The 23940-nt window shown below is 49.8% G+C and carries 19 protein-coding genes and 1 pseudogene; 10 read left to right on the forward strand and 10 right to left on the reverse strand.

Going from position 1 to position 23940, the window contains the following annotated elements; genetic code table 11:
- Positions 1-39: 39 nt before the first annotated feature.
- Positions 40-2073, reverse strand: a complete 2034-nt coding sequence (prlC, locus tag AC0L4K_RS19440; protein WP_473267601.1) for an oligopeptidase A — start codon at positions 2071-2073, stop codon at positions 40-42.
- Between the two features lie 127 nt (positions 2074-2200).
- On the opposite strand from prlC, the gene AC0L4K_RS19445 reads away from it, so the two are divergent.
- A complete protein-coding gene (locus AC0L4K_RS19445) occupies positions 2201-2737 on the forward strand; it encodes a gamma carbonic anhydrase family protein (RefSeq protein ID WP_417225747.1) in 537 nt (178 codons plus the stop codon).
- 85 nt (positions 2738-2822) lie between these two features.
- Here AC0L4K_RS19445 and AC0L4K_RS19450 read toward each other — a convergent pair whose 3' ends face one another.
- The 8 genes from AC0L4K_RS19450 to AC0L4K_RS19485 all read right to left on the reverse strand — a co-directional run bounded on the left by AC0L4K_RS19450 (position 2823) and on the right by AC0L4K_RS19485 (position 12386).
- Entirely contained in the window at positions 2823-4469 is a 1647-nt protein-coding gene (locus tag AC0L4K_RS19450; RefSeq protein WP_473267602.1) for a phosphoethanolamine transferase, read from the reverse strand.
- 249 nt (positions 4470-4718) lie between these two features.
- Positions 4719-7094, reverse strand: a complete 2376-nt coding sequence (locus AC0L4K_RS19455; protein ID WP_417225751.1) for a Lon protease family protein — start codon at positions 7092-7094, stop codon at positions 4719-4721.
- 83 nt (positions 7095-7177) lie between these two features.
- Complete coding sequence (gene aroE, locus AC0L4K_RS19460) at positions 7178-8014, reverse strand: shikimate dehydrogenase (RefSeq protein ID WP_417225753.1); 837 nt, start codon at positions 8012-8014, stop codon at positions 7178-7180.
- A gap of 1 nt (position 8015) precedes the next feature.
- The gene (hemF, locus tag AC0L4K_RS19465; RefSeq protein ID WP_417225755.1) at positions 8016-8930 is read right to left on the reverse strand and encodes an oxygen-dependent coproporphyrinogen oxidase; all 915 of its coding nucleotides are present in this window, start codon (positions 8928-8930) and stop codon (positions 8016-8018) included.
- A 53-nt stretch (positions 8931-8983) separates the two neighbouring features.
- Positions 8984-9541, reverse strand: coding sequence for an L-threonylcarbamoyladenylate synthase type 1 TsaC (gene tsaC / locus AC0L4K_RS19470; protein ID WP_417225757.1), 558 nt, complete (start codon positions 9539-9541; stop codon positions 8984-8986).
- A 5-nt stretch (positions 9542-9546) separates the two neighbouring features.
- The gene (gene purE / locus AC0L4K_RS19475) at positions 9547-10059 is read right to left on the reverse strand and encodes a 5-(carboxyamino)imidazole ribonucleotide mutase (protein WP_417225759.1); all 513 of its coding nucleotides are present in this window, start codon (positions 10057-10059) and stop codon (positions 9547-9549) included.
- Positions 10060-10167: 108 nt separating this feature from the next.
- Entirely contained in the window at positions 10168-11295 is a 1128-nt protein-coding gene (gene dprA, locus AC0L4K_RS19480) for a DNA-processing protein DprA (protein ID WP_417225761.1), read from the reverse strand.
- Positions 11296-11342: 47 nt separating this feature from the next.
- Positions 11343-12386, reverse strand: coding sequence for a LysM peptidoglycan-binding domain-containing protein (locus AC0L4K_RS19485; RefSeq protein ID WP_417225763.1), 1044 nt, complete (start codon positions 12384-12386; stop codon positions 11343-11345).
- A 141-nt stretch (positions 12387-12527) separates the two neighbouring features.
- Between AC0L4K_RS19485 and def the strand changes: the two genes are divergently transcribed.
- The 5 genes and pseudogenes from def (at position 12528) to AC0L4K_RS19510 (ending at position 18175) form a co-directional block, all read left to right on the forward strand.
- Positions 12528-13034, forward strand: coding sequence for a peptide deformylase (def, locus tag AC0L4K_RS19490; protein ID WP_417225765.1), 507 nt, complete (start codon positions 12528-12530; stop codon positions 13032-13034).
- A 3-nt stretch (positions 13035-13037) separates the two neighbouring features.
- A pseudogene (gene fmt, locus AC0L4K_RS19495) lies at positions 13038-14001 on the forward strand (methionyl-tRNA formyltransferase).
- On the forward strand, positions 13998-15296 hold the full coding sequence (rsmB, locus tag AC0L4K_RS19500) for a 16S rRNA (cytosine(967)-C(5))-methyltransferase RsmB (RefSeq protein WP_473267604.1): 1299 nt from the start codon (positions 13998-14000) through the stop codon (positions 15294-15296). Before fmt ends, rsmB begins: the two are co-directional and overlap by 4 nt.
- 41 nt (positions 15297-15337) lie before the next feature.
- A complete protein-coding gene (gene trkA / locus AC0L4K_RS19505) occupies positions 15338-16714 on the forward strand; it encodes a Trk system potassium transporter TrkA (RefSeq protein ID WP_417225770.1) in 1377 nt (458 codons plus the stop codon).
- Between the two features lie 12 nt (positions 16715-16726).
- Positions 16727-18175, forward strand: a complete 1449-nt coding sequence (locus AC0L4K_RS19510) for a TrkH family potassium uptake protein (protein WP_417225772.1) — start codon at positions 16727-16729, stop codon at positions 18173-18175.
- A 72-nt stretch (positions 18176-18247) separates the two neighbouring features.
- Here the strand turns inward: AC0L4K_RS19510 and AC0L4K_RS19515 are convergent, their stop codons facing one another.
- Positions 18248-19132 carry a lysophospholipid acyltransferase family protein gene (locus tag AC0L4K_RS19515; protein ID WP_473267606.1) on the reverse strand — a complete coding sequence of 295 codons (885 nt, stop codon included), beginning with the start codon at positions 19130-19132 and terminating at the stop codon, positions 18248-18250.
- Positions 19133-19397: 265 nt separating this feature from the next.
- Between AC0L4K_RS19515 and glyQ the strand changes: the two genes are divergently transcribed.
- From glyQ to AC0L4K_RS19535, 4 genes are all read left to right on the forward strand, one after another.
- On the forward strand, positions 19398-20372 hold the full coding sequence (glyQ, locus tag AC0L4K_RS19520) for a glycine--tRNA ligase subunit alpha (RefSeq protein WP_473267607.1): 975 nt from the start codon (positions 19398-19400) through the stop codon (positions 20370-20372).
- On the forward strand, positions 20372-22462 hold the full coding sequence (gene glyS / locus AC0L4K_RS19525) for a glycine--tRNA ligase subunit beta (RefSeq protein ID WP_473267609.1): 2091 nt from the start codon (positions 20372-20374) through the stop codon (positions 22460-22462). Before glyQ ends, glyS begins: the two co-directional genes overlap by 1 nt.
- Before the next feature lie 98 nt (positions 22463-22560).
- Complete coding sequence (gene gmhB / locus AC0L4K_RS19530; RefSeq protein WP_417225780.1) at positions 22561-23121, forward strand: D-glycero-beta-D-manno-heptose 1,7-bisphosphate 7-phosphatase; 561 nt, start codon at positions 22561-22563, stop codon at positions 23119-23121.
- A gap of 25 nt (positions 23122-23146) precedes the next feature.
- Complete coding sequence (locus tag AC0L4K_RS19535; RefSeq protein WP_417225782.1) at positions 23147-23446, forward strand: hypothetical protein; 300 nt, start codon at positions 23147-23149, stop codon at positions 23444-23446.
- The last annotated feature ends 494 nt before the right edge of the window (positions 23447-23940 follow it).

A 23940-nucleotide genomic window follows, 5' to 3' on the forward strand; every position in this document is an offset into this window, starting at 1 on the left:
CAGCCAAGTGCACTCACAACCCATTTATGGTTCACGGATCTAAGCGGTAATGCCCGAATGACGCAACAACGCCTCGACACTAGGCTCGCGCCCACGGAAGGCGACAAATAGCGCCATTGGTTCTTTAGAGCCGCCCATTTCGAGAATGTTTTCACGGAATGACTGACCCGTTTGCGGGTTAAAGACCCCTTCTTCCTCAAAGCGAGAGAACGCATCGGCAGACAAAACCTCCGCCCATTTATAACTGTAGTAGCCCGCCGCATAACCACCGGCAAAGATATGGCTAAAGCTATGCTGGAAGCGATTAAATTCAGGCGGTGTCACCACCGCCACTTGGCGGCGAATACGATCGAGTACGGTCTGAACTTTAGTGACACCCGCTTTATATTCCCGGTGTAGCTCAAAATCAAACAGTGACAGTTCAAGCTGTCGGACCATCATCATGCCCGATTGAAAGTTTTTCGCGGCCAGCATTTTATCCAACAGGACCTTAGGTAGGGTGTCGCCGGTCTTATAATGCCCGGAAATTAACGCCAACGCTTCAGGCTCATAACACCAGTTTTCGAGGAACTGACTAGGCAGCTCGACCGCATCCCAAGCAACCCCATTAATACCGCTCACATCGGCGTACTCGATGCGGGTAAGCATATGGTGCAAACCATGACCAAACTCGTGGAAGAGGGTAGTCACCTCATTATGCGTTAACAGTGCTGGCTCATCACCCACCGGTGGATTGAAGTTACATACCAGATAAGCGGCCGGCAGCTGTAAGACACCCTGATCGATCCGCCGCACACGGCAATCATCCATCCAAGCACCACCGCGCTTTTTCGCCCGGGCGAATGGATCCAAGAAGAAACGAGCGATCACCTCACCTGCACGACTCACACTGAATAAGCGAGCATCTTTATGCCAACGGTCAAACTCTGTTACTTCTTCAATCTCGATATCAAACAATTTACCAGTGATCTGGAACAGCCCTTCTAGCACCTTCGGCATCGGGAAGTAGGGACGCAACTCCTCCTGCGAAATCGCATAACGGGCCTGTTTTAGCTTCTCGCCATAGTAGGTAAGATCCCAAGATTGCAGCTCCGGTTCACCGAACTCTTCTAGGGCAAAATCCTGTAGTTCTTGATACTCTTTTTCCGCCTGCGGTTTACTCATCTGAGCAAGATCATTCAAGAAGCTAACCACCTGTTCCGGCGTATCGGCCATTTTGGTTGCCAGGCTGTAAGCTGCATAGTTATCAAAACCAAGCAACTGGGCCAGCTCAGCCCGCAATGCCAAAATGTCCGTCATTATCTGGCTATTATCCCACTGACCCGCATTGGGCCCTCTGTCAGATGCGCGGGTGGCGAAGGCTTCATACAACTCACGGCGCAGCTCACGGTTATCCGCGTAGGTAATCACGGCAAAATAGGAGGGGAAATCTAAAGTGACCAACCAACCCTCTTCACCTTTCGTCTGGGCTAACTGCTTAGCCGCCGCTAAGGCACTATCGGGTAATCCGGCCAACTCTGTCTCATCACTGATCAATTTACTCCAGCCATCGGTAGCATCCATGACGTTTTCAGAGAACTTCGTGGTCAGCTCGGACAGTTTTTGCTGCAACTCGCCATACCGCTGCTTCTCGTCCGCGCCAAGCGCGATACCCGACAGACGAAAGTCCCTCAGAGTATTGTCGATAACCTTGCGTTGAGCCTCATCCAAATCACCATACGCATCACTGTTCGCTAGGGCTTCATAGGCTTCAAATAGCCCCTGATGCTGACCCATTTCGGTCCAGAACTGAGATAGCTTCGGCAAACAGGCATTGTAAGCGTCACGCAGCTCATCACTGTTGACCACCGCATTCAAATGGGACACCGGCGACCACGCTTTAGCCAGCCGATCATGGCTTTCTTCCAATGGCACCACTAAATTATTCCAATCGGGTGCGCCCTGATTGTCCAACACCTCGGCTACCACCGCGCGACAATCGGCCAATAACTGATCGACTGCGGGCTCAACATGTTCCGGCTTTATCTCAGAAAATGGCGGCAACAGATGGTTTTGCAGCAACGGGTTAGACATAGAAAACTCCTGTACAGGGATATAAATAACAACACTAGTTACTAAATGGGGGAGCAATTAGCTATTTTCAATCACTCAACAGCGTTTATTATATAAGCCACACAACGCATCCGACGGAGAGAAGCAGATGAGTATCCGAAGCTATCAGGGCATCACCCCACAACTGGGTCATAACACCTTTGTCGATCCAACGGCGATCGTACTCGGGGATGTCGTGCTCGGTGATGATGTTTCAGTCTGGCCCTTAACGGTGATTCGCGGAGATATGCACCGTATTCGCATCGGCGATCGCACCAGTGTTCAAGACGGTTCGGTGCTACATATTACCCATGCGGGCCCCTTTAACCCTGATGGTTTCCCGCTACTGATTGGCGATGATGTCACCATCGGCCATCAGGCGATGCTCCACGGCTGCACCATCGGCAACCGTGTTCTGGTTGGTATGGGCGCGATGGTCATGGACGGCGCGATCGTCGAAGATGAGGTCATCATTGGGGCGGGCAGCCTAGTGCCGCCAGGTAAAACCCTCAAAAGTGGTCATCTGTACGTTGGCCGCCCCGTCAAAGAGGTGAGACCGCTCACCGAAAAAGAGCTGAGTTTCTTTACCTATACCGCGGGGAACTATGTAAAACTTAAAGATAAACATCTGGCAGAAAAGTATTAACCGGTAACTCGGTTGCCTTGCTCGAAAAAGATAGGCGAGGTATCTGCTTTTCTTTTTCGAGCCACGCCTGTAAGCCTTAGCCTACTTATTGATCCGGGCGATGCGCCGCACTTTTTAACTGTTCATAATCAAGCCCATAAATAATACGCGGCCTAGGCTTATATTGATCAGAGAAAAGGCTTTTCGTGTTATCGATAAGATCACTCTCAATGCCCATCATATCGAGGGCAAAATAAAAGAAACTATCCAGCATTGCCGGCGCAGATTCATTCTGTTTGAGCTGATTCACTCGGCCGCTACGGCTAGAGCTAAAATGATCTGACAGCCATATAACGAACGGTACTTCCACCATGTTCGAGGTGACATTATCAGGGCCGTGGCCTTTGAAGTCGGTAGTGTCGAACACCTCTTCACCATGATCCGCCGTGTACGTCAGGCTATAAAACCCGTTCTCAAGCTGTGCTTGCTCGGTAAGCTTCTCGATAGCGGAATCGATAATCCAATCATTGAATAGAATGGAGTTATCGTAACTGTCGATATAACCTTTCTGGGCGTCAGAAAGCGCATCTTGATAGCCAAAATAGGGGGCGCTATTAAATAGGGAAAAACCTTCAGGGTAGCGTTTGTCATATCTTAAATGGCTACCCATCAGATGAATAAATATGGCTTTTTTCGGTGCTTTTGACGCAATAGCCTGATCGAGCTTGGGCAATACATGGCTATCGAAGCGGTCGATTTCATTGCCATAAAACTCATTACTGATAAATATCGTATGTTTAGCCTGGTGCCCAATGGCCGAGTATGTGCCTCTAAGGGGCTGTTGGTTTGAGATCCACCAAGTTTCGAACCCAGCCAGATTTGCGGCATCAACCACACTCAGAGAGTCAGTATAATCTTGATGATCTAAGCTATCGGCGCTGGTAAGCGTCATTCTTAATGAGGGCAGCGTCTGGGCATAATTAGACACCACATTATCGAAGAGAAGCAGATCGTCTCTTCGGCCCAGCGCGGGGTTTGTTTCCCTTGGATAGCCATAGAGAGACATATGGGTACGACTAGCAGATTCGCCAATAATAAACACATAGGTCTGCGGCAGATCTTCATTATTGGTAAAGGTATATGGCGTATCCTTAGCTAACTGCTCACGCTGCTTAATTTGGTTGTCTAGCGACAAACTGCCCTTCAAAAACTCAGGATAGGCCCCGACAATACCGGGTAAACGCTTAGAATACTTATGCTTTATAACGATGCCATCAACAATCAAAACGCCAAACAGAATAAAAAAACCAACGGCTAGCAACTTATGTTTTTTCTTCTCGCTTAAACCAGGAGCAATAAAATGTTTTAGCAGCAAAAAACTAATGACCAGATAAGTAAGAATGATCACCAGTGAAAAGATCGAGAAGTATGACTGGATAAATTCAAACGCTTCTGAGGCATTCGTTTGGGCTATTGCCTCTACCGAAGTTGTGGTGAATATACCTTTAAATTCAATAGCATAAGAAATATCAACGATTCCGGTGAGAGTAAATAAACCACCCAATAAGATAAACGGAAGGCGAAAAGTGATCAGGTACGCCAGCGCCCACAGCATGATTAGCCAACCAACACGGTTTATTAGCTCTCTTTCACTGTATTCGACAAAGATAAATTCGATGACAAACGGAAAAACCAGAATAAAAAGAAAAGTAATCGCGGGATGCGAAGACCACCCTTTTAACTTTACGTCCATGAGTTAAAGCCTAGAGAATATATGTGCGAGGGGTCGTATTCTAATAACGTAGAGTTGACCCATAATGGGCTGATTTTATTTTGATTACAGTAATATTACAACATCGTTAAGGAACGATATTCATCGTTTATGCGCGAAAACGCAGGCTTCATTAACTAAGTCGCTATGGACTATTTTGCTTAGTCACACCATTCACACCGAGGAATTGGGTAGCGCGACGGCTGGCCATCAACGCCCCCTTTACCGAAGTTACGCCTTAGCTTTGGCGATCTCACGAAGGCGTTTAACCACCTGAGCATTAACCGAACGCTGGGTGAAAGAGCCATCTTCTTTCAATTGACCCGCCTTGCGGCCCATAAGTAGTTCTAAGCATTGATCCACCGTGGCAACCCCGTGAATACAGAATTGACCTTCCGCCACCGCATCAACGACTTCACGCTTAAGCATCAGGTTGCGAATGTTGGCTTTGGGAATAATAACCCCTTGAGTACCACTGAGACCTCGGGTTTTACATAGATTGAAAAAGCCCTCAATCTTCTCGTTTACACCACCGATGGCTTGTACTTCACCGTATTGGTTGATCGAGCCGGTAATGGCGAACTGTTGTTTGATAGGAATATCAGTAAGCGCAGAGATCAGTGTACAAACCTCGGCCATTGAAGCGCTGTCGCCATCAACATAACCATAGGACTGTTCCAATGCGATACTCGCAGACAAAGTTAACGGAAAATCTTTGGCGTATTTATGCCCCAAATAACCGGACAGAATCAGCACTCCTTTTGAGTGTATCGGCTGGCCCAGCGTGACTTCCCGTTCAATATCAACAATCCCCCGATTGCCCGGATGTACGGTAACGGTAATCCGCGCCGGAAAACCGAATGACACATCACCCACGCCCAGTACCGTCAAACCGTTGGTGCGACCGGAAGCCTCACCATCAGTATCGATCAAGACCGTTTTATTAAGAATGCTGTCGAGAATCTTCGATGAGATACGGCTGGTACGGCGCTCTTTCGCCTGCAACGCCATTTCTACGTGCTGGTCATTGATGATATCGTCTCGATTGCGAATACGCTTGTAATCCGCCTCACAGAGCAGGTCCACCAGCTCGCCAACGTGAGCCGATAACAGTTCCTGATCTTCAGTCAATCGCGAGCTATGCTCCACCAAGCGGGCGACCGCCTGCCGATTCAACGGTGCCAACCCCTCTTCATCCGCGAGGGTTTTCATCAACCGAGCATAATTACGGATAGTCGCGGGTTCACGTTTTACATCCTCATCGAAATCCACCACCACCCGGAACATTTTCTCAAAATCGTGATCCAGTTCCTGCAACAGGTAGTAGGTTTCCCGAGTACCGATCAACACCACTTTAACGTTCAAAGGAATCGGCTGGGGCGCCAGTGTAATAGTGCCCATACCGGTCATCTCTGACATCGGGTTTTCAATGCGGATCTCATGGGATTTTAACGCCCGCTTGAGGGCCCCGTAGACAAAGGGCTGTTCCAGAAGTTTTTCTGACTCCAACACCAGGTAGCCGCCATTAGCATGGTGCAGAGCACCGGCACGAATCAACTGAAAGTTTGTGCTTAATGCCCCCATCTCAGAGTTGTATTCGATACGGCCAAACAGATTATCGTAGGTCGGATGGGTTTCATAAACCACCGGAGCGCCTTTGGTTTTCTGGTTGTCCACCAGCATATTAACGCCAAAGGTATTTTCCATATATTGCCGTCGGGCAAGATCGGTGCGCGCCTCATTAGGCTTATCTTCTTCGATAATATCCAGGGCATTTTTTACTAAATTAGATTCCAACTGACTTAGATAATCAGGCACCCCAGAAAAATTATGGTATTTCTCACGTAATGGCTGAATCAGAGGGGCCACTGCATTACGGGCAGTTTCACGGTCTAACACCTTCATTTTATCACCGGCTTCGCGACGCCATTTCGGCATGCTTGCCAGCTCTTCATTGAGGTATTCTTCTAGCTTGGCGATATTACGAGTAAATTCATCACGAATATCTTCCGGCAATTGAGAAAAAGCCGCTTCATCCATCCCTTGGCCTTCAGACACCGGCGTGAAGCCGATGCTACCCGCATCCCGATACACGGCGATACTGTGTTCGCGGGCTTGGCTATCGACCTTTTCTATTGCTTGATCATAGAGACGATTAAAATCACGCTCGACCTTACTTTTCTTACGCTGATAGGCAGGGCTTTCAAAGGCCGCAGGCAGCTCAGTGAGAATACCTTCAATAAGATGTTTGATATCCCGCTTAATGATCCAACCCTTACCTGCAGGTAGCTGAATCACCAGTGGATTACGGTTTTCTTCAAAATTATTGAGATAGCACCAATCACTGGTTTTTTTCACTTCTTTTTTAGCAATCGCACGGATGCTTTCGATAGCAAAGGAAAACCGGCCGGTATGAGGATTGCCCATGACAAACATATTATAACCGGGGCGCTTCATGCCGATGCCGAACTCCATCGCTTCGACGGCACGTTCTTGGCCAAAAAAGCCAGCATAGGGTTCAAGGGTTTCAGTTGTTTTGAAAGGCAGCAACTCAGTGTTGCAGTGCCGATACAGCTGGTCGGGGGAGAGGCGGGTCTCTTTTTCCATAACGGATCATTCCTGCGACTGGAGTTGACACCTCTGTTATAACCCGATGAGAAACTCCGCGCAAGGAACGATTGTCATACGACTTACTTCGCTAGGAGCTGATGTCTAAGCTCTTGAATTAATTCGGAAGTATCAGGACGTACACCGCGCCATATGGAAAATGACTCGGCCGCTTGCTCTACCAGCATCCCCAAACCGTCGATCGCTTTTGCCGCGCCATGGGCCTTAGCCCAACGATTGAAAGGGGTAATCTCCGCGCCGTACATCATATCGTAGCACCAAGCACCATCACGTAGCAGATCATCAGGCAACGGAGGCACTTCACCCTGTAAGCTAGCCGCGGTACCGTTAATAACGAGATCAAACTGCTGCCCCTGTAATTCGGCAAAGCTGCACACCTCGATATGACCTAGAGCGCCAAACAGTTCAGCTAATGCCTCTGCCCGGGCAACGGTGCGGTTGGCGATAACTAATCGTGCGGGTTGATGAGCAAGAATAGGCTCTAAGACACCCCGTACAGCCCCACCAGCGCCGAGGATCAGTAGGTCTTTGCCACGAATCTCGCCACCGTTATTACGCCTGATATCCGCCACTAAACCAAGCCCGTCAGTGTTATCACCACACAATTGACCAGCAGCATTACGGTAAAGTGTATTAACAGCACCCGCCAATTTGGCCCGCTCAGAATGCCACTCGGCTTTTTGCCAAGCCTGCTCCTTAAATGGGACGGTGATATTCAAGCCTTTGCCATCACTTTCTGGTGATAAAAAGTTATCCACAGCCTGATTGAAGCCATCTTCCGGCACCAGCACAGAGTGGTACTCTAAATCCTGATCCAGCTGTTGCGCAAAAGCCTTGTGGATAAGTGGCGACTTAGAGTGTTTGATCGGATTACCAAATACCGCATAACGATCCGTCATATTAATCCTCCAACCAGTTCTGCGGTTTAAGGTAATAGGTATAGAGTTCTGCTTCTTCGGAGTCAGGCTCCGGTTTCCAATCATAACCCCAACGCACTTCGGGAGGCATCGACATCAGAATAGACTCCGTCCGCCCACCGGATTGCAGACCGAACAGTGTTCCGCGGTCAAAGACCAAATTGAATTCAACATAACGACCCCGACGGTGCAGCTGAAAGTCTCGCTGAGGTTCGCCATAAGGTATATTTTTACGTTTTTCGACAATCGGACAATAGGCAGGAGCGTAAGCATCGCCAATCGAGCGCATCAACGCAAAGCAGGTGTCAAAATCCGGCTCGCTCAGATCATCAAAGAATAAACCGCCAATACCGCGGGGCTCATCACGGTGCTTAAGATAGAAATAGTCATCGCACCATGCTTTATAACGGGGATAAACATCTGCGCCAAAGGGATCACAGGCATCTTTGGCGGCCTGATGCCAAGCGCGACAATCTTCTTTATAACCGTAATAGGGGGTTAAATCAAAACCGCCACCAAACCACCAAACCGGCTCTTCACCCTCTTTTTCAGCAATAAAAAAGCGCACATTAGCGTGTGATGTTGGTACATAGGGATTATGAGGATGAATAACGAGGGAAACGCCCATCGCCTGAAAAGTACGACCCGCTAATTCAGGACGGTGTGCCGTCGCAGAACCGGGAAGTTTATCGCCAAACACATGAGAGAAGTTAACACCGCCTTTTTCAACAACAGCACCATCCACCATCACCCGTGTCCGACCACCGCCGCCAGCTTCACGCTGCCAACTATCTTCGACAAAGCTAGCCAGACCATCGACTTTTTCTAGCTGCGCACAAATGTTATCCTGCAGGTTCAGCAGATACTCTTTTACCGCACTGATATCAGGTGCTGACATACTCTCTCCTTTTACTTAACAACAGAGTTAGTCATCACCTACTGCTGCTCGAATTAACGTCTTACGGGCTTATCGCTGTCCAAACGGAAAATCTTTGTTGGCCGGCTGAGGGCACCGAGTTTACCTGGCACGATAACATCCACTTTATCTTTAAAGTGAATACTCACTTTTATTTTATCCCTTGCAGGATCTCGATCTGAATAATTTGCCGATGTCGACACAATAACTGATCCGAAGGCATCACAAAGATTTTTCACTTGATAGTGATCACTTACTCTCACGGCAACTGAGGCATGATCACCCTTAACCCAGTAGGGAATAAGATTATCAGGGTCGGGCAAAATCCACGTCACCGGGCCAGGCCAAGAAGCCACCACGCGCGCGTGCTCTTCTGGCGTAAGATTGTCCAGCAAAGGCTTAATCTGATCAACCGTAGAGGCGACCAAAATTAAGCCTTTCTGAACGGGCCGACGTTTAATTGCCAGTAACCGATACACGGCCGACTCATTGAAAGGGTCACAACCGAGCCCCCAAACCGCTTCGGTCGGGTAGGCGATAACACCTCCTTGATGCATCGCCCTGACGGCCTGACGAATATGCCACCAGCCCATATCGATCAGATCTCGCCGTTAGCCAGTCTTTCTTGCAACGCCTTATCTTTTGCAATGACGGCATCGGTATTAGCTTGACGATCGGCTTTAATTCGCTCGGCCAGCGCGGGATCTTGCACCGCAACGATCTGAGACGCCAAATAAGCTGCATTTTTAGCGCCCGCTTTACCGATTGCTACGGTTGCAACGGGAATGCCACCTGGCATCTGTACCGTCGACAACAGCGCATCGAGACCGTCGAGTGAAGATTCAATTGGCACACCAATAACAGGCTTGGTGGTATTCGCCGCAACCGCACCGGCGAGGTGAGCAGCCATACCGGCAGCGCAGATAAAGGCAACCGCGCCACGTTGATCAGCATCCTTGACATAATCATGGGTTTGTATTGGTGTACGGTGAGCTGAGCTTACCTTCATTTCAAAGGGAACTTCCAGCGCACGCAGCACATCAGCCGCAGCCTTCATAGTTGGTAGATCGGAGTCAGACCCCATTAAAATAGCAACAAATGGTTTAGTCATGATTACCTTCGGAATTTATTAAATTAGTCGGGAAACGTGGCAAATTACGCTAAAAGTTTAGAACATTCAACCACGTAAAAAGACAGGTTTTACGTAGCTAACGGGGATTCAGATCAACCGTTGATAACCATCAGGGGTATTTTCAATATAACCCACTAATTCCATGGCCACCAGCTGTGGTAATAGGGTCGCTGCAGGTATTCCCGTGATACCGATTAACTGCTCCAGCGACACTAACTGATAACCCATTTGATCCAATAACTTAGCCTCGCTATCATTCAATTTTATCGACTCAGCCTCCGGCCGTTTTTCAGCATAACAGTAGCTACCTAGCAGGCTCGCCAGTGGCTCAATAATCTGCGCACTGGTTTCAACCAACGTAGCGCCTTCACGAATTAAATCGTGGCAACCGTGGCTCTGAGGGTTATTCAACGCCCCCGGAAGGGCAAATACTTCCCGCCCTTGCTCTAGCGCCAACCGGGCGGTAATCAACGAACCACTACGACGAGCGGCCTCAATGACTAACACGCCGGCACTCAGACCACTAATAATGCGATTGCGGCGGGGGAAATTATGCGCCAATGGAGGCATCTCTAAAGGGTATTCTGAGACCAGTGCGCCCCCTTGCTTAACAAGGTCCATCGCTAAGGCTTGATGCTGGCGTGGATAGATATTACTTAACCCTGAACCGAGTACCGCCACCGTTGGTTTTGCTAAATCGACCGCCGCTTGGTGGGCCGCCCCATCAATACCCCGAGCCAGACCACTGGTAATGGTAATACCCGCCGCGGTTAAATCCCGAGCGAAAGCACCACTCAACGCTATGCCATTACGGCTAGCAGAACGGCTGCCGACAATTGCTAACTGAGGAAGGTGTAAAACGGTTGGATCACCGCTGACATAAAGTAGTAACGGCGGGTCTGCAATCTCTTTAAGCAGTTGAGGGTAATTCTCACAACGATAACTGATTACGTGGTTTTCGGATGGCTCCAACCAGCGATCGATGCTCTGTAGATATTCAGGATCGGGCCAGTCACCTGCCTGGAAGGCTTTGATATGTTGGAAGGTTTTGGCGGGTAATTTTAATGATCTTAGCTGTTCATGCGGCCAATACAGCAGTGAGCGATCGCCTGCTGCACACTCAGGCGTACGTTGCTGTAACAACCGATGCAAAACCCCGGCACCAACGCCGGGAAGTTCTGCTAAGGCAATCCACTCTCTAAAATATTCCTGCATGGACACTCCTTGTCCAGCGGCACATCTACGATGTTAACGGCCTAGAATTACTCTGGGCTGTGAACCTCGTCACCGATAGAGACCACATCGGTCGCTTTCAGTATCAGTGCATAGCTGACCTTGTCATACGCTTTGAAAATCATCATCAAGCCTGATTTTTCCGATGGCAGGGTGATCACCTCTTTGGTGAGCGGGTCTTTCAACACCTCACCAGCACGGAAAATAGTTAACACATGGCCTGGGGAAAGCCCTTCACGAGCCCCTTGGTTAATAGCAACCACATCAAATTGTCCCGCCTGACGCACACCGCGTAACACGGCAAGAATACGTCCATTGATATCTTCTTCAGGGGCTTTAGGGTAGAAGATCGACTGAATCGATTCTTTCGGGCTAGGGTAAACACGATCCAATGCTGAAACTTCTTCTCTGGTTTTACGCAGATCCAGCGTGATGATGTCGGCTTTCTTGTTCGCCACCACCGCATCGCCAATTTTAAACATCTCGTATCCTAGGTGCTCTTGCGTCACAGGATCGATATATTCCTTGGCTGGGCGATAAATATTCTGACGCGTATAATCACCGACGAGCGCTCCTCGAGCATACACCCGATCGCCTGCACCGGCGACAATACGCTGCGTTGTGCCACCCACAATATAGGGTGCCGCCGTCAGCTCATCACTATCCATCACGATATTATCGGACAGAAAGCTAATGATGTCTTTAAGGGGAATTGCCGGAATCGCGTCTTTGAGGCGGGTCACCTTAGCTTTAGGGCTCAACCGGGTGATGCCATCATTAATGACGAGGCGGGGCTGTCCATCAACCCATTTCAGGGTTAGCACATCGCCAGGGTAGATAAGGTGTGGATTCTCAATCTGCTGATTGTAACCCCACAGCTGGGGCCACTTCCAAGGAGTCTTCAGGAACATCCCTGAAATATCCCAAAGCGTATCACCCTTAACGACCACATAAGTTTTCGGATAATTGTCCTGCAACGCTAGGGTATCTTTACGAACCTCGGCCTGAACCGGGGTTACTAATGCAATACATACCACCAGAGCGCCCAGAAAACCTGCTACCAGTTGTTTCATTATTTAATCCTTGTCTCCAGACCGCCATGTTTTTGAAAGTCTATAACAGTATCGGCAATACATTGTGTATCTATATCAGTATAATAGGAAGATTATTGATTCTAGCGCTCTTTTTTTCAACCTTTTTGTTTTCAAGCGACCATGTCATTACTTCCAATACTCGAATTTCCTGATCCACGCCTGCGCACAATTGCTGAGCCGGTTACCGAATTTAACGATGAACTGCGCATACTGGTCAAAGATATGTTTGAAACCATGTATGACGCACCCGGTATCGGCCTAGCTGCAACGCAGGTTAACGTTCACCAGCGTATCATTACTATAGATACCTCTGAAGAGAAAGATAACCCTCTGGTGGTTATTAATCCGCAAATAGAGGTGCTGGCTGAAGAAACAGAACGCATGCAAGAGGGCTGCCTATCAGTGCCAGGCTTCTATGAAGATGTTGTTCGGCCTAATAAAATTCGTCTGATTGCTCAGAACGAGTTCGGTGAAGAATACACCCTCGAAGCCGATGATTTGCTGGCGGTCTGTATTCAACACGAGATAGACCACCTTGAAGGCAAGCTGTTTGTCGATTACCTCTCTCCCTTGAAACGTAATCGAATCCGCAGCAAACTGGATAAACTTCACCGTCAGAAGGTCTGAAGTATGTCAGATACAGCCAAACCACTGCGTATCCTGTTTGCCGGTACGCCAGATTTCGCCGCGTCAAGTTTACAGGCACTACTCGATGCCGGTCATAACGTCATCGGCGTCTACACCCAGCCCGACCGACCTGCCGGACGTGGCCGAAAGCTAACCCCTAGCCCGGTAAAAAAAGTCGCGCTCGAAAATAATCTTCCTGTTTATCAACCACTTAATTTCAAACAAGAAGATGACCGACAACAGCTGGCCTCATTGCAGGCCGACCTAATGGTGGTTGTGGCTTACGGGCTATTACTACCTAAAGCAGTGCTTGAAGCGCCCTCGCTAGGCTGTATCAACGTACACGCATCATTGCTGCCGCGCTGGCGGGGCGCCGCACCTATTCACCGCGCACTCTTGGCGGGCGATCAGGAAACAGGCGTCACCATTATGCAGATGGATGAAGGACTGGATACCGGTGCGATGCTCCTGAAACGCACCTGCCCAATCCATTCAACCGACACCAGCGGTGAACTACATGACCGTTTGGCCAACATCGGTGCACAGGCTTTATTAGAAAGCCTGCCGAGTATTGCTGACCGCACTATCGAGCATGAAGTGCAGGATAATAGCCTGGCCTGCTATGCCCATAAGCTGGAAAAAGCCGAAGGGCTGATCGACTGGCAGAAACCGGCCAGCGAGATCGCCCGACAGGTGAAGGGGCTTTCTCCATGGCCCGTTGCGTTCACCACCCTAAACGGTGAGACGCTGCGCGTTTGGTATGCCGAAACCAGTGAAGCAACCAGCGACGCCCCCCGGCACAGTGGTTGGCTGTGATAAAAAAGCGATTATGGTCGCCAGCGGTAACGGCATTGTACGACTACTAAAGATCCAACTACCCGGCAGTAAAGCGATGGACACCAGCGCTGTACTGAACTCGAAGAAAGAACTCTTCAGTAACGGAACGGCGCTAGGTCTCAGCGAATGAACATCCGTGCCATTGCTGCTCGCGCCCTAGGGCCTGTTATCGGCCGTAAAGAGTCGCTGAATACTGCACTCCCCAGAGCACTACAGCAGTGCTTAGAGGGCGATAGAGCGCTACTACAACAGATCTGTTATGGCACAATGCGCTCACTCCCTCGACTATCCTGCCTCGCCCAGCAACTGCTCAAGAAACCTTTCAAACCTCAAGATCAAGATCTTCACGCGTTGGTATTACTGGGTTTCTATCAGCTACTCGAGATGCGGGTGCCGGCCCATGCCGCGATCAGCGAAACCGTGGAAGCCGCAGCGCAGCTCAACAAAGGCTGGGCAAAAGGGTTGCTAAATGCACTACTGCGCAACCTACAGCGGGAACAGGAAACGCTTTTTGAACAATTAGCCGAGCAGCCTGAATTTCATTACAACCATCCCCAGTGGATGATCTCCAAGCTAGAGCATAATTGGCCGGACAATTGGCAAGATATTCTGATTCAGAATAACCAACAGCCACCGATGACGCTCAGGGTTAATCAGCAGAAAACCAGCCGCGACGCCTATCTTCAAGAGCTGCATGATGCCGATATAACCGCATCCGCCACCCCTTATTCTGCGGTTGGCATACAGTTGGATAGCCCGGTTGATGTCGCCATACTCCCAGGCTTTGCCTACGGCTATGTCAGCGTTCAGGATGAAGCCGCGCAGCTCAGTAGCGCACTGCTGGACCTGCAACCCGGTCAACGGGTTCTAGACGCCTGCGCCGCACCAGGCGGGAAACTTTGCCATATTCTTGAGCACCAAGCATCGCTCGAACAGGTTACTGCGATCGAACTGGAGGCCAACAGAGCCACGCGTATCGAAGAAAACCTCAGCCGTCTTAATCTTGATGCTCAGGTGATTATTGCAGATGCTGCTACCAATTCATGGTGGGATGGGATTCAATATGACCGCATACTGGTTGATGCCCCTTGCTCAGCAGCGGGCGTCATCCGTCGCAACCCAGATATCAAGCACTTACGTCAAAGCGAAGATATTAAAGCGCTGGCGGAGATACAGTTATCGATTTTAAAAAACTGCTGGCAGCTACTAAAACCCGGCGGTCGACTACTGTATGCTACGTGCTCAGTCTTTCCTCAGGAAAATGAACGGGTCGTGGAACGTTTTAGCAAGATACACATGGATGCACGCCACCTTCCGATTGATGCGGAATGGGGCACCGAGCGGCCATTTGGCCGCCAGCTTTTCCCACAGCCGCAAGGACATGATGGCTTTTATTATGCAGTACTGTTAAAAGATCAGAATTAGGACGGGCGATCCCTGCCATCTGATCGGAGAGTTATTAATATATGAAAATTATTATTCTTGGAGCAGGGCAGGTCGGCGGCACACTCGCCGAAAATCTTGCCAGTGAAGCGAACGACATAACGATTGTCGATACTGACTTTACCCGGCTAAGGGAACTCCAAGACCGCTTGGATATCCGCACGGTCGAAGGCAAAGCCTCACACCCCTCTATTCTTGAGCAGGCTGGGGCGCGCGATGCCGATATGCTGATCGCCGTGACCAATAGCGATGAAGTCAATATGATCGCCTGCCAAATAGCCCAAACCCTTTATAACACACCGACTAAAATAGCCCGTGTTCGAGAGCATGATTATCTGCTTAAAAACAAAGCAATCTTCACGGACAAATCGATCCCTATCGATGTTTTGATTAGTCCGGAAGAACTCGTCACCAAACATGTACGTCGCCTAATCGAACACCCAGGCGCACTACAGGTGCTCGACTTCACCGACGGTATCGCTCAGCTCGTGGCGGTTAAAGCCTATTACGGTGGCCCACTGGTTGGTCGGGAAATATCTTATCTTCGCTCCCATATGCCCGCCGTAGAAACCCGTGTAGCAGCAATCTTCCGCAAAGATAGGCCGATCATTCCGAAGGGCGAAACCGTTATTGAGGCGGATGATGAGGTCTTCTTTATCGCCGCTAAGAAAGATATTCGTTCCGTGATGAGCGAGCTACGCCGACTCGATCGCCCCTATAAACGGATCATCATTGCCGGCGGCGGTAATATTGGCGCACGGTTAGCGCAAAACATCGAAGATAAATATCAGGTTAAAATCATTGAACGTGATATTCGCCGTTGCAACAGCCTAGCCAAACGATTGGATAACACCATCGTGCTGCAAGGTAGCGCTTCTGATAAAGAGCTGTTGCTGGAAGAGAATATCGAAGACACCGATGTATTCTGCGCACTAACCAATGATGATGAAGCCAACATCATGGCGTCAATGCTCGCCAAACGACTTGGCGCACGCACCGTCATGACCCTGATTAACAATCCAGCCTATGTCGACCTTGTGCAGGGCGGGGTTATTGATATCGCCATATCTCCCCAACAAACCACCATCGGCAGCCTACTCACCCACGTTCGCCGAGGCGATGTCGCAGCGGTTCACTCATTGCGACGCGGTGCTGCAGAGGCTCTTGAAGCGGTTGCTCATGGCGATAAGCGCACCTCAAAAGTTGTCGGCAAAACGATCGAAGAAATCGATCTTCCTGCCGGCACCACCATCGGCGCCATCGTCCGTAACGATGAGTTCCTTATCGCCCACGACGATATTGTCGTTGAAAATGGCGACCACGTGATTCTATTCCTAGTTGATAAACGTAAGATTAGTGAAGTCGAGCGCCTGTTCCAGGTTGGCCTTGGCTTCTTCTGATCGGAGACAATCATGCATTACCGGGTAATCCTCCGAATCCTCGGCCTGCTGCTGATGATATTCAGCATCACCATGCTGCCACCGCTAGCCATCTCTTATGGCTATCAGGACGGCTCTCACACGGCCTTTATCTTCGGTTTTATCATCACACTACTCACCGGCTTCATCATTTGGGCGCCGGTTTATCGGGTGCGAGAAGACCTCAGAACCCGTGACGGCTTTCTCATCACGGTATTATTCTGGGTGGTGCTCGGGCTCTTTGGTGCGATCCCTTTTATGCTCTCGGAAGACCCAGGGCTATCGGTGGTCGATTCGGTCTTTGAATCACTTTCGGGGTTAACGACCACCGGGGCGACGGTGATGACCGGTATTGATGCGCTGCCAAAATCGATCCTATTTTATCGCCAACAACTGCAGTGGCTTGGTGGTATGGGGATTATCGTCTTAGCAGTGGCCATTCTGCCAATGCTCGGCATCGGCGGCATGCAGCTCTACCGTGCCGAAACACCGGGGCCGGTAAAAGACCGCAAGCTCACCCCGCGGATCACAGAAACCGCCAAAGCGCTCTGGTATATCTATCTCTCACTTACCGTCGCTTGCGCACTGGGATATTGGCTGGCAGGTATGACCCTGTTTGATGCGGTGGCCCATAGCTTCTCCACCGTCGCTATCGGAGGCTTCTCGACCCATGATGCCAGCATCGGCTATTTTGACAGCCCCCTAATAGAGGCTATCTGTACCTTCTTTATGGTGATGTCTGCAGTTAACTTCGGACTGCATTTCTTTGCTTGGCGACAACGCTCGATCAGTCACTACTTCCAAGATCCGGAGTTCAAACTCTACCTCACCATCCTCTTTAGCATTACCTGCCTATCGGCCATCGTGTTAATAACAACCCAAACTTATCCGCCCGGCGAGTCAATTCGCAAAGCGATATTTGAGGTTGTTTCGATTGCTACCACCACCGGATTTGCTACAGCAGACTTTGCTAAATGGCCCGTCATGTTACCATTCTTACTCTTTATGGCAGCTTTCGCGGGCGGCTGTGCAGCCTCCACCGGCGGCGGCATGAAGGTAATACGAGTGTTACTGATTCTGAAACAGGGCCAACGAGAGATACGCCGCCTCATACATCCAAATGCGGTGATCCCGGTTAAGCTCGGCCGCGAACCGATTCCCGATAGAATCCTTGAAGCCGTATGGGGGTTCTTTTCGGTGTATATGATAGTCTTCGTGTTAATGCTGATCATCCTGCTCGGCACAGGTCTCGATCAGGTAACCGCATGGTCAGCGGTAGGCGCCACACTGAATAACTTAGGCCCAGGACTGGGTGAAGTAGAAACCCATTACGGCGATATCAATGAGCCCGCCAAGTGGGTGCTGACCTTTGCCATGCTACTGGGTCGACTAGAAGTATTCACCTTACTCGTACTCTTCACGCCCGCTTTCTGGAAACGTTAGCGGTTGATAACTTAAATTAACGCAACAAAAAAGGGGCTTTCAATACGCCCCTTTTTTACACTCCACGCTCTATCAATAGCGCCTAGAACCATCAGCACAATGCTGGAAGCGTTTATATTCCCACTGATACTGCTCGGGTATTTGACGCACACAGGACTCAACAGCTGCATTCATTGCCGTCGCGGAAACCAATAGATCCTTATCATTTATCTGTTCCGGGGCGCGCTGGAAAAAGATCTCGAAGCCCTCACCATTCGGCAATCGTTTAGCATAGGCCGAGATCACAACGGCACCTGTCTGTGCTGCCAGTTGCGGCAACAATTTCATTGAGTAAGCCTCTTGACCAAAGAAGGGGGCAAATACTCCACTACCGCTATCAGCTTCTTGGTCTGGGAGTACGCCCAGTAACTCACCCGCCTTTAATGCTTTCATCGCCATACGCACGCCACGAACATTGGCAGGGGCAAGCTTTGAGCCTACCCGCGCACGCTTCTTCTTAATCAACCGATCCATCAACTCAATTTTAGGTGGGCGATACATCGATGTCATCGGTGATTGAGTGCTCAGATAAAGCCCTAGCACTTCCCAGTTACCCAGATGAGGCGCAATCAGAATAACGCCTTTACCTGTCGCCAACGCCTCCGTCAAAATCTCTTTATCATGTATCTTACGAATTTTCTTAATGACACGATCAGGGCTCCAGATCCAAGCCATTCCCATCTCACCCGCAAGCCGACCGGTTTCGATAAGGCTCTGCTCCACCAAAGCATTTTTAGCCGCACTGTCTAATTCAGGAAAGCAGAGATCAATATTCGTTTGAGTAATTTTATAACTCTTACCCTGCTTGCTATAGGCTCGCCGCCCCAGCCATTTACCAATCTTTTGCGCTAACGAGAAGGGCAGAACAGCAAGCAGATATAACACAGCAACAGAGAGCCAACCTTTAAGATGTTTCACGTGGAACCCTTCTATACATCAAAACAACAGACACACCCCAAAGCAGAGCACCTAACGCTGCAATTATATAATAGCGCCTCGACAAATGACCAACCCTGAGAGCAACGCAAGACAGATACCCGCAAACTTAAGATAAAGATTCACTCAAGGCCCGCTGAGGACTCCACAATAAGGCAGAAAAACAGCCCCATTGTTACATGCGCCCGATCCTACTGCCGCTATTTCGTGTATAATTCCGCTCTATTTTTGTACAAACAGATTCATAATGGTGATCTCAGTGACAGATAAAGCGAGACCGGATGCCAGCACCTTTCAAGGGCTGATCCTGGCACTGCAAGAGTATTGGTCAGAGCAGGGCTGTGTAATAGTGCAACCACTGGATATGGAAGTTGGCGCAGGCACCTTCCATCCATCAACTTTTCTGCGCGCTATCGGTCCCGAAACTTGGAACTCCGCATACGTGCAACCAAGTCGCCGTCCTACCGATGGACGCTATGGCGAAAACCCAAACAGACTACAGCACTACTATCAATTCCAAGTAGTCATGAAACCCTCTCCCGACAACATCCAGGAACTATACCTTGGCTCGCTCGAGCGCATGGGTCTGGACCTGAATATCCACGATGTTCGTTTCGTCGAAGACAACTGGGAATCACCAACACTGGGCGCTTGGGGTCTAGGCTGGGAAGTATGGCTCAACGGCATGGAAGTGACACAGTTCACTTACTTCCAACAGGCGGGTGGTATTGAATGCTACCCAGTCACCGGCGAAATCACTTACGGCCTAGAACGTATCGCGATGTACCTTCAGGATGTCGAAAGCGTTTACGATCTGGTCTGGTCTTACAATCCTGATGGCACGCCTGCTACCTACGGCGATGTTTTCCATCAGAATGAAGTTGAGCAATCCACCTACAACTTTGAACACGCCGATGTGCCCCAGCTATTCAAAAGCTTTGATCACCACGAAGCTGAATGCAATAAGTTACTGGCGCTGGACACACCACTGCCACTGCCTGCCTATGAGCAGGTACTGAAGGCATCCCACACCTTTAACCTGCTAGATGCACGACACGCCATCTCAGTCACCGAACGTCAGCGTTACATCCTTCGGGTACGCACACTGGCACGCGGCGTTGCACTGGCGTATTTCAATACTCGAAAAGGGCTTGGTTTCCCACTGGCCGAAGAGAGCATCCGCAACGAAGTATTAGCCGCCTGCGAAGAGGAGAGCAAGTAATGACTGATTCCGTTAACCGTCAGGACTTTCTGTTCGAACTCGGCACCGAAGAGCTTCCACCGAAGGCGCTGAAAACCCTTTCAGCCGCCTTAGAAAAAGAAGTGGTCGCTGGCATTAAAGAGCTATTTGGCAAACAAGCCGAAACACTTTTTACCGATACTCGAGTCAATTCCTACGCAGCACCACGCCGCCTTGCATTGCTGATCAACAACCTGGCCGACGAAATCCCTAGCAGCACTTTTCAGATGCAAGGGCCGCCAGCACGTATCGCCTTTGACGAGCAGGGCGCTCCATCAAAAGCGCTGTCAGGCTTCGCGCGCAAGTGTGGCACTGAGGTCGAAAACCTAAAAGAGGTCGACGGCAAAATGTGCTTCAGCCAATCCTTACCGGCCAAAGCCATTGCCAACGAACTGCCTGCGATCATCGAAACCGCGCTCGGCAAGCTACCAATTCCAAAACGGATGCGCTGGGGTGCTTCACGCACAGAGTTCGTTCGCCCTGTTAAATGGCTAGTTATGCTCATGGGCGATCAGGTAATTGAGTGTGAGATTCTCGGGCTCAAAGCGGATCGCAATACTCGAGGCCATCGCTTCCATCACAACCACCAAATCGAACTCAATCAAGCCAACGAATATCTAGAAAATCTAGAAAGCGTGGGCATGGTGATTGCTGACTTCCAAGAGCGTCGCGAAAAAATTCGCGCCCAAGTCGAAGCAGAAGGTGCCTCCGTGCACGGTATCGCTCAGATTGATGAAGACCTGCTGGACGAAGTTACTGCGCTTAATGAGTGGCCTGTTGCACTGACAGGGCGCTTCGACGAACGCTTCCTAGAAGTGCCCGCCGAAGCACTGATTTCATCCATGAAAGAGCATCAAAAATATTTCCACCTGACCGACAACAACGGTCAACTGATGCCATTCTTCATTACCATAGCCAACATCGAATCCACCGATCCAGCGCAAGTAATCTCGGGTAACGAGAAGGTTATTCGACCTCGTCTTGCCGACGCAGCCTTCTTCTTTGAAACGGATAAGAAGCGCACCCTCGAGTCACGCATCGAAGATCTGAAGTCTATCGTCTTCCAAAAAGAGCTTGGCACACTGCATGACAAAGCGGTTCGCGTTGCCGTGCTCGCCAAACATATTGCCGCTCAGCTAGGGCAAGATGAAGCCAAAGCAGAACGTGCCGCGATGCTGGCGAAGACCGATCTGATGACCGACATGGTCTATGAGTTCACCGATCTTCAGGGGTTAATGGGTTATCACTACGCCCTAAACGATGGCGAAGACGAGGGCGTTGCTCTGGCACAAAACGAGCAATATATGCCTCGCTTTGCTGGCGACGAACTGCCACAAAGCGAGCCAGGCATCGCCGTTGCGTTAGCCGATCGCCTAGATACGCTAACCGGCTTGTTCGGTATTAACCAACCACCGACAGGATCAAAAGACCCCTTTGCACTGCGTCGCGCATCACTGGGTGTCTTGCGTATTATTGTCGAACGCCAACTAAATCTGGATCTAGAAGATCTGATTCAAGTAGCCGCCAACAACTATCAAAACCTGCCTGCAGAAGAAGGGCTGGTCACGCGCATCACCGACTTTATGTTGGAACGCTTCCGTGCTTGGTATGACGATGAAGGCATCGCCATTGAAGCCTACTTGGCCGTTCATGCTCTACGCCCAACTCGACCACTAGAGTTTAATCAGCGGGTACAGGCTGTTAGTCACTTCCGCACGCTAAGCGAAGCTGACGCCCTTGCAGCCGCCAACAAACGCGTCTCCAACATCTTGAGCAAGCAAGACGCTAGCGTCGCTGACAAAGTGTCTGATGCGCTGCTACAGGAAGATGCCGAGAAAGCATTGGCTAAAGCCGTAGCTGAAAAGACCGTTCAATTGGCGCCGTTGTTTGCACAAGGCAACTTCAAAGAAGTGCTTGAGCAACTGGCGGAGCTACGTCCCGTTGTCGATAAGTTCTTTGACGAAGTGATGGTAATGGCGGATGATGAAGCAGTCAGAAATAACCGCCTGGCTCTGCTTAAGCAGCTACGCAATCTGTTCCTCGGGGTTGCCGATATATCTGCCCTTAGCTAAACACTAAGGATCGTTTAGCGCAGCCAGAAAAGCCGGTTATCAAACCGGCTTTTTTATATCTGATATTTATCAATCTAAGCAACGAGATTACTCAGCCAGTGAACAAGTTAGTCATCTTAGATCGCGACGGCGTGATCAACTACGATTCCGATAACTACATCAAAACAGCCGGAGAGTGGCGACCACTTCCCGGTAGCATCGAAGCTATCGCCAGACTCACCAAAGCCGGATTCGATGTCTGTATAGCCACAAACCAGTCCGGCCTTGCCCGGGGATATTTTGATATTACTGAGCTCCATAAGATGCATCGCAAGATGACTCAGTTAGTAGAAGAGCAGGGCGGGCGCATCATTAAGATTGAGTTTTGCCCGCACTCGCCAGAAGACAATTGCTATTGCCGCAAACCCAAGCCTGGCCTTTATCAGCATATCCTTAGCTGCTATCCCGATATTAACCCCGCCCATGTTTTTACGGTAGGGGATTCTCTACGCGATTTGCAGGCATCGATAGAAGCGGGCTGCCCACCCATTTTAGTACGTACCGGCAAAGGCGAACGCACAATTAGCAAGGGCGGAATTCCAGACAACACGATCATCGTGGATGATCTGGAAGCCGCTGCACTCCATATTATCTACTCAAAAAACGCCATTGCAGACTAAAACGTTTCACGTGGAACATTGAGATATGGCAAACAAACCTGACGCTCAAACAGCAATGCGCATACTGATTTCGGACATCCGTGCAGGCATCCCTTTCGATACTCCAATGGAAGAACTATGTAATGGCCCCTGCACGGGCTGCTCGAAAAAGTTGCTAGATTTTCTCGATACCCAACTCGAAGAAAAAGAAACCGAGATCAACAGCGGACATATTCCAGCCCTCGGGGAGCTCAATCGACTGAAGAAAACCGCGCTAAAGGTGCGCACAACGCTGATTAAAAACGGACTGATAAAGGACGTTATCATCGACACCAAGCAGACATGAAATTGGCGCAATAGGCTGCTCATCCATTAGAGCATGGCTGAACAATCCGCCTCGCCAATCTGACAGACAAGGGTAATTAAGCATCACGCACTAAGCGATAAGGAACCGCTTAAACATACCAGCCTGCCATACTCGTCGACACTGAGATCAAGTTTGCTGGGATGGCTTTAACGCGAATATCAGACAATTCCCAACCCGTTAGCGAGGAACCTAGGAGAACGGCCGAATGGGACGTGAGCGGCTTGTGATGTTGCTGAAACGATGCAGTTCATACACCAAGTCAATGCATCAATCCGAACAACAGTGCCAAGCTAACATAGCCCAGCATTGCCCCCTAAAAAAGCGCCTAACCAACCCGGTGCTTTAATAACGAAATCGTTTATGCCGTCGCCATCTATAGTGATTTTTAGCAAGCCCCTTAACCTGAGCGGGAAGGGCATGCCCTCGGAGAACTGAGATCGAGCCAAGCAATATTATATTACTGCTCTCTGAAA

This window comes from Amphritea sp. GJ51-11 (genome assembly GCF_055808735.1).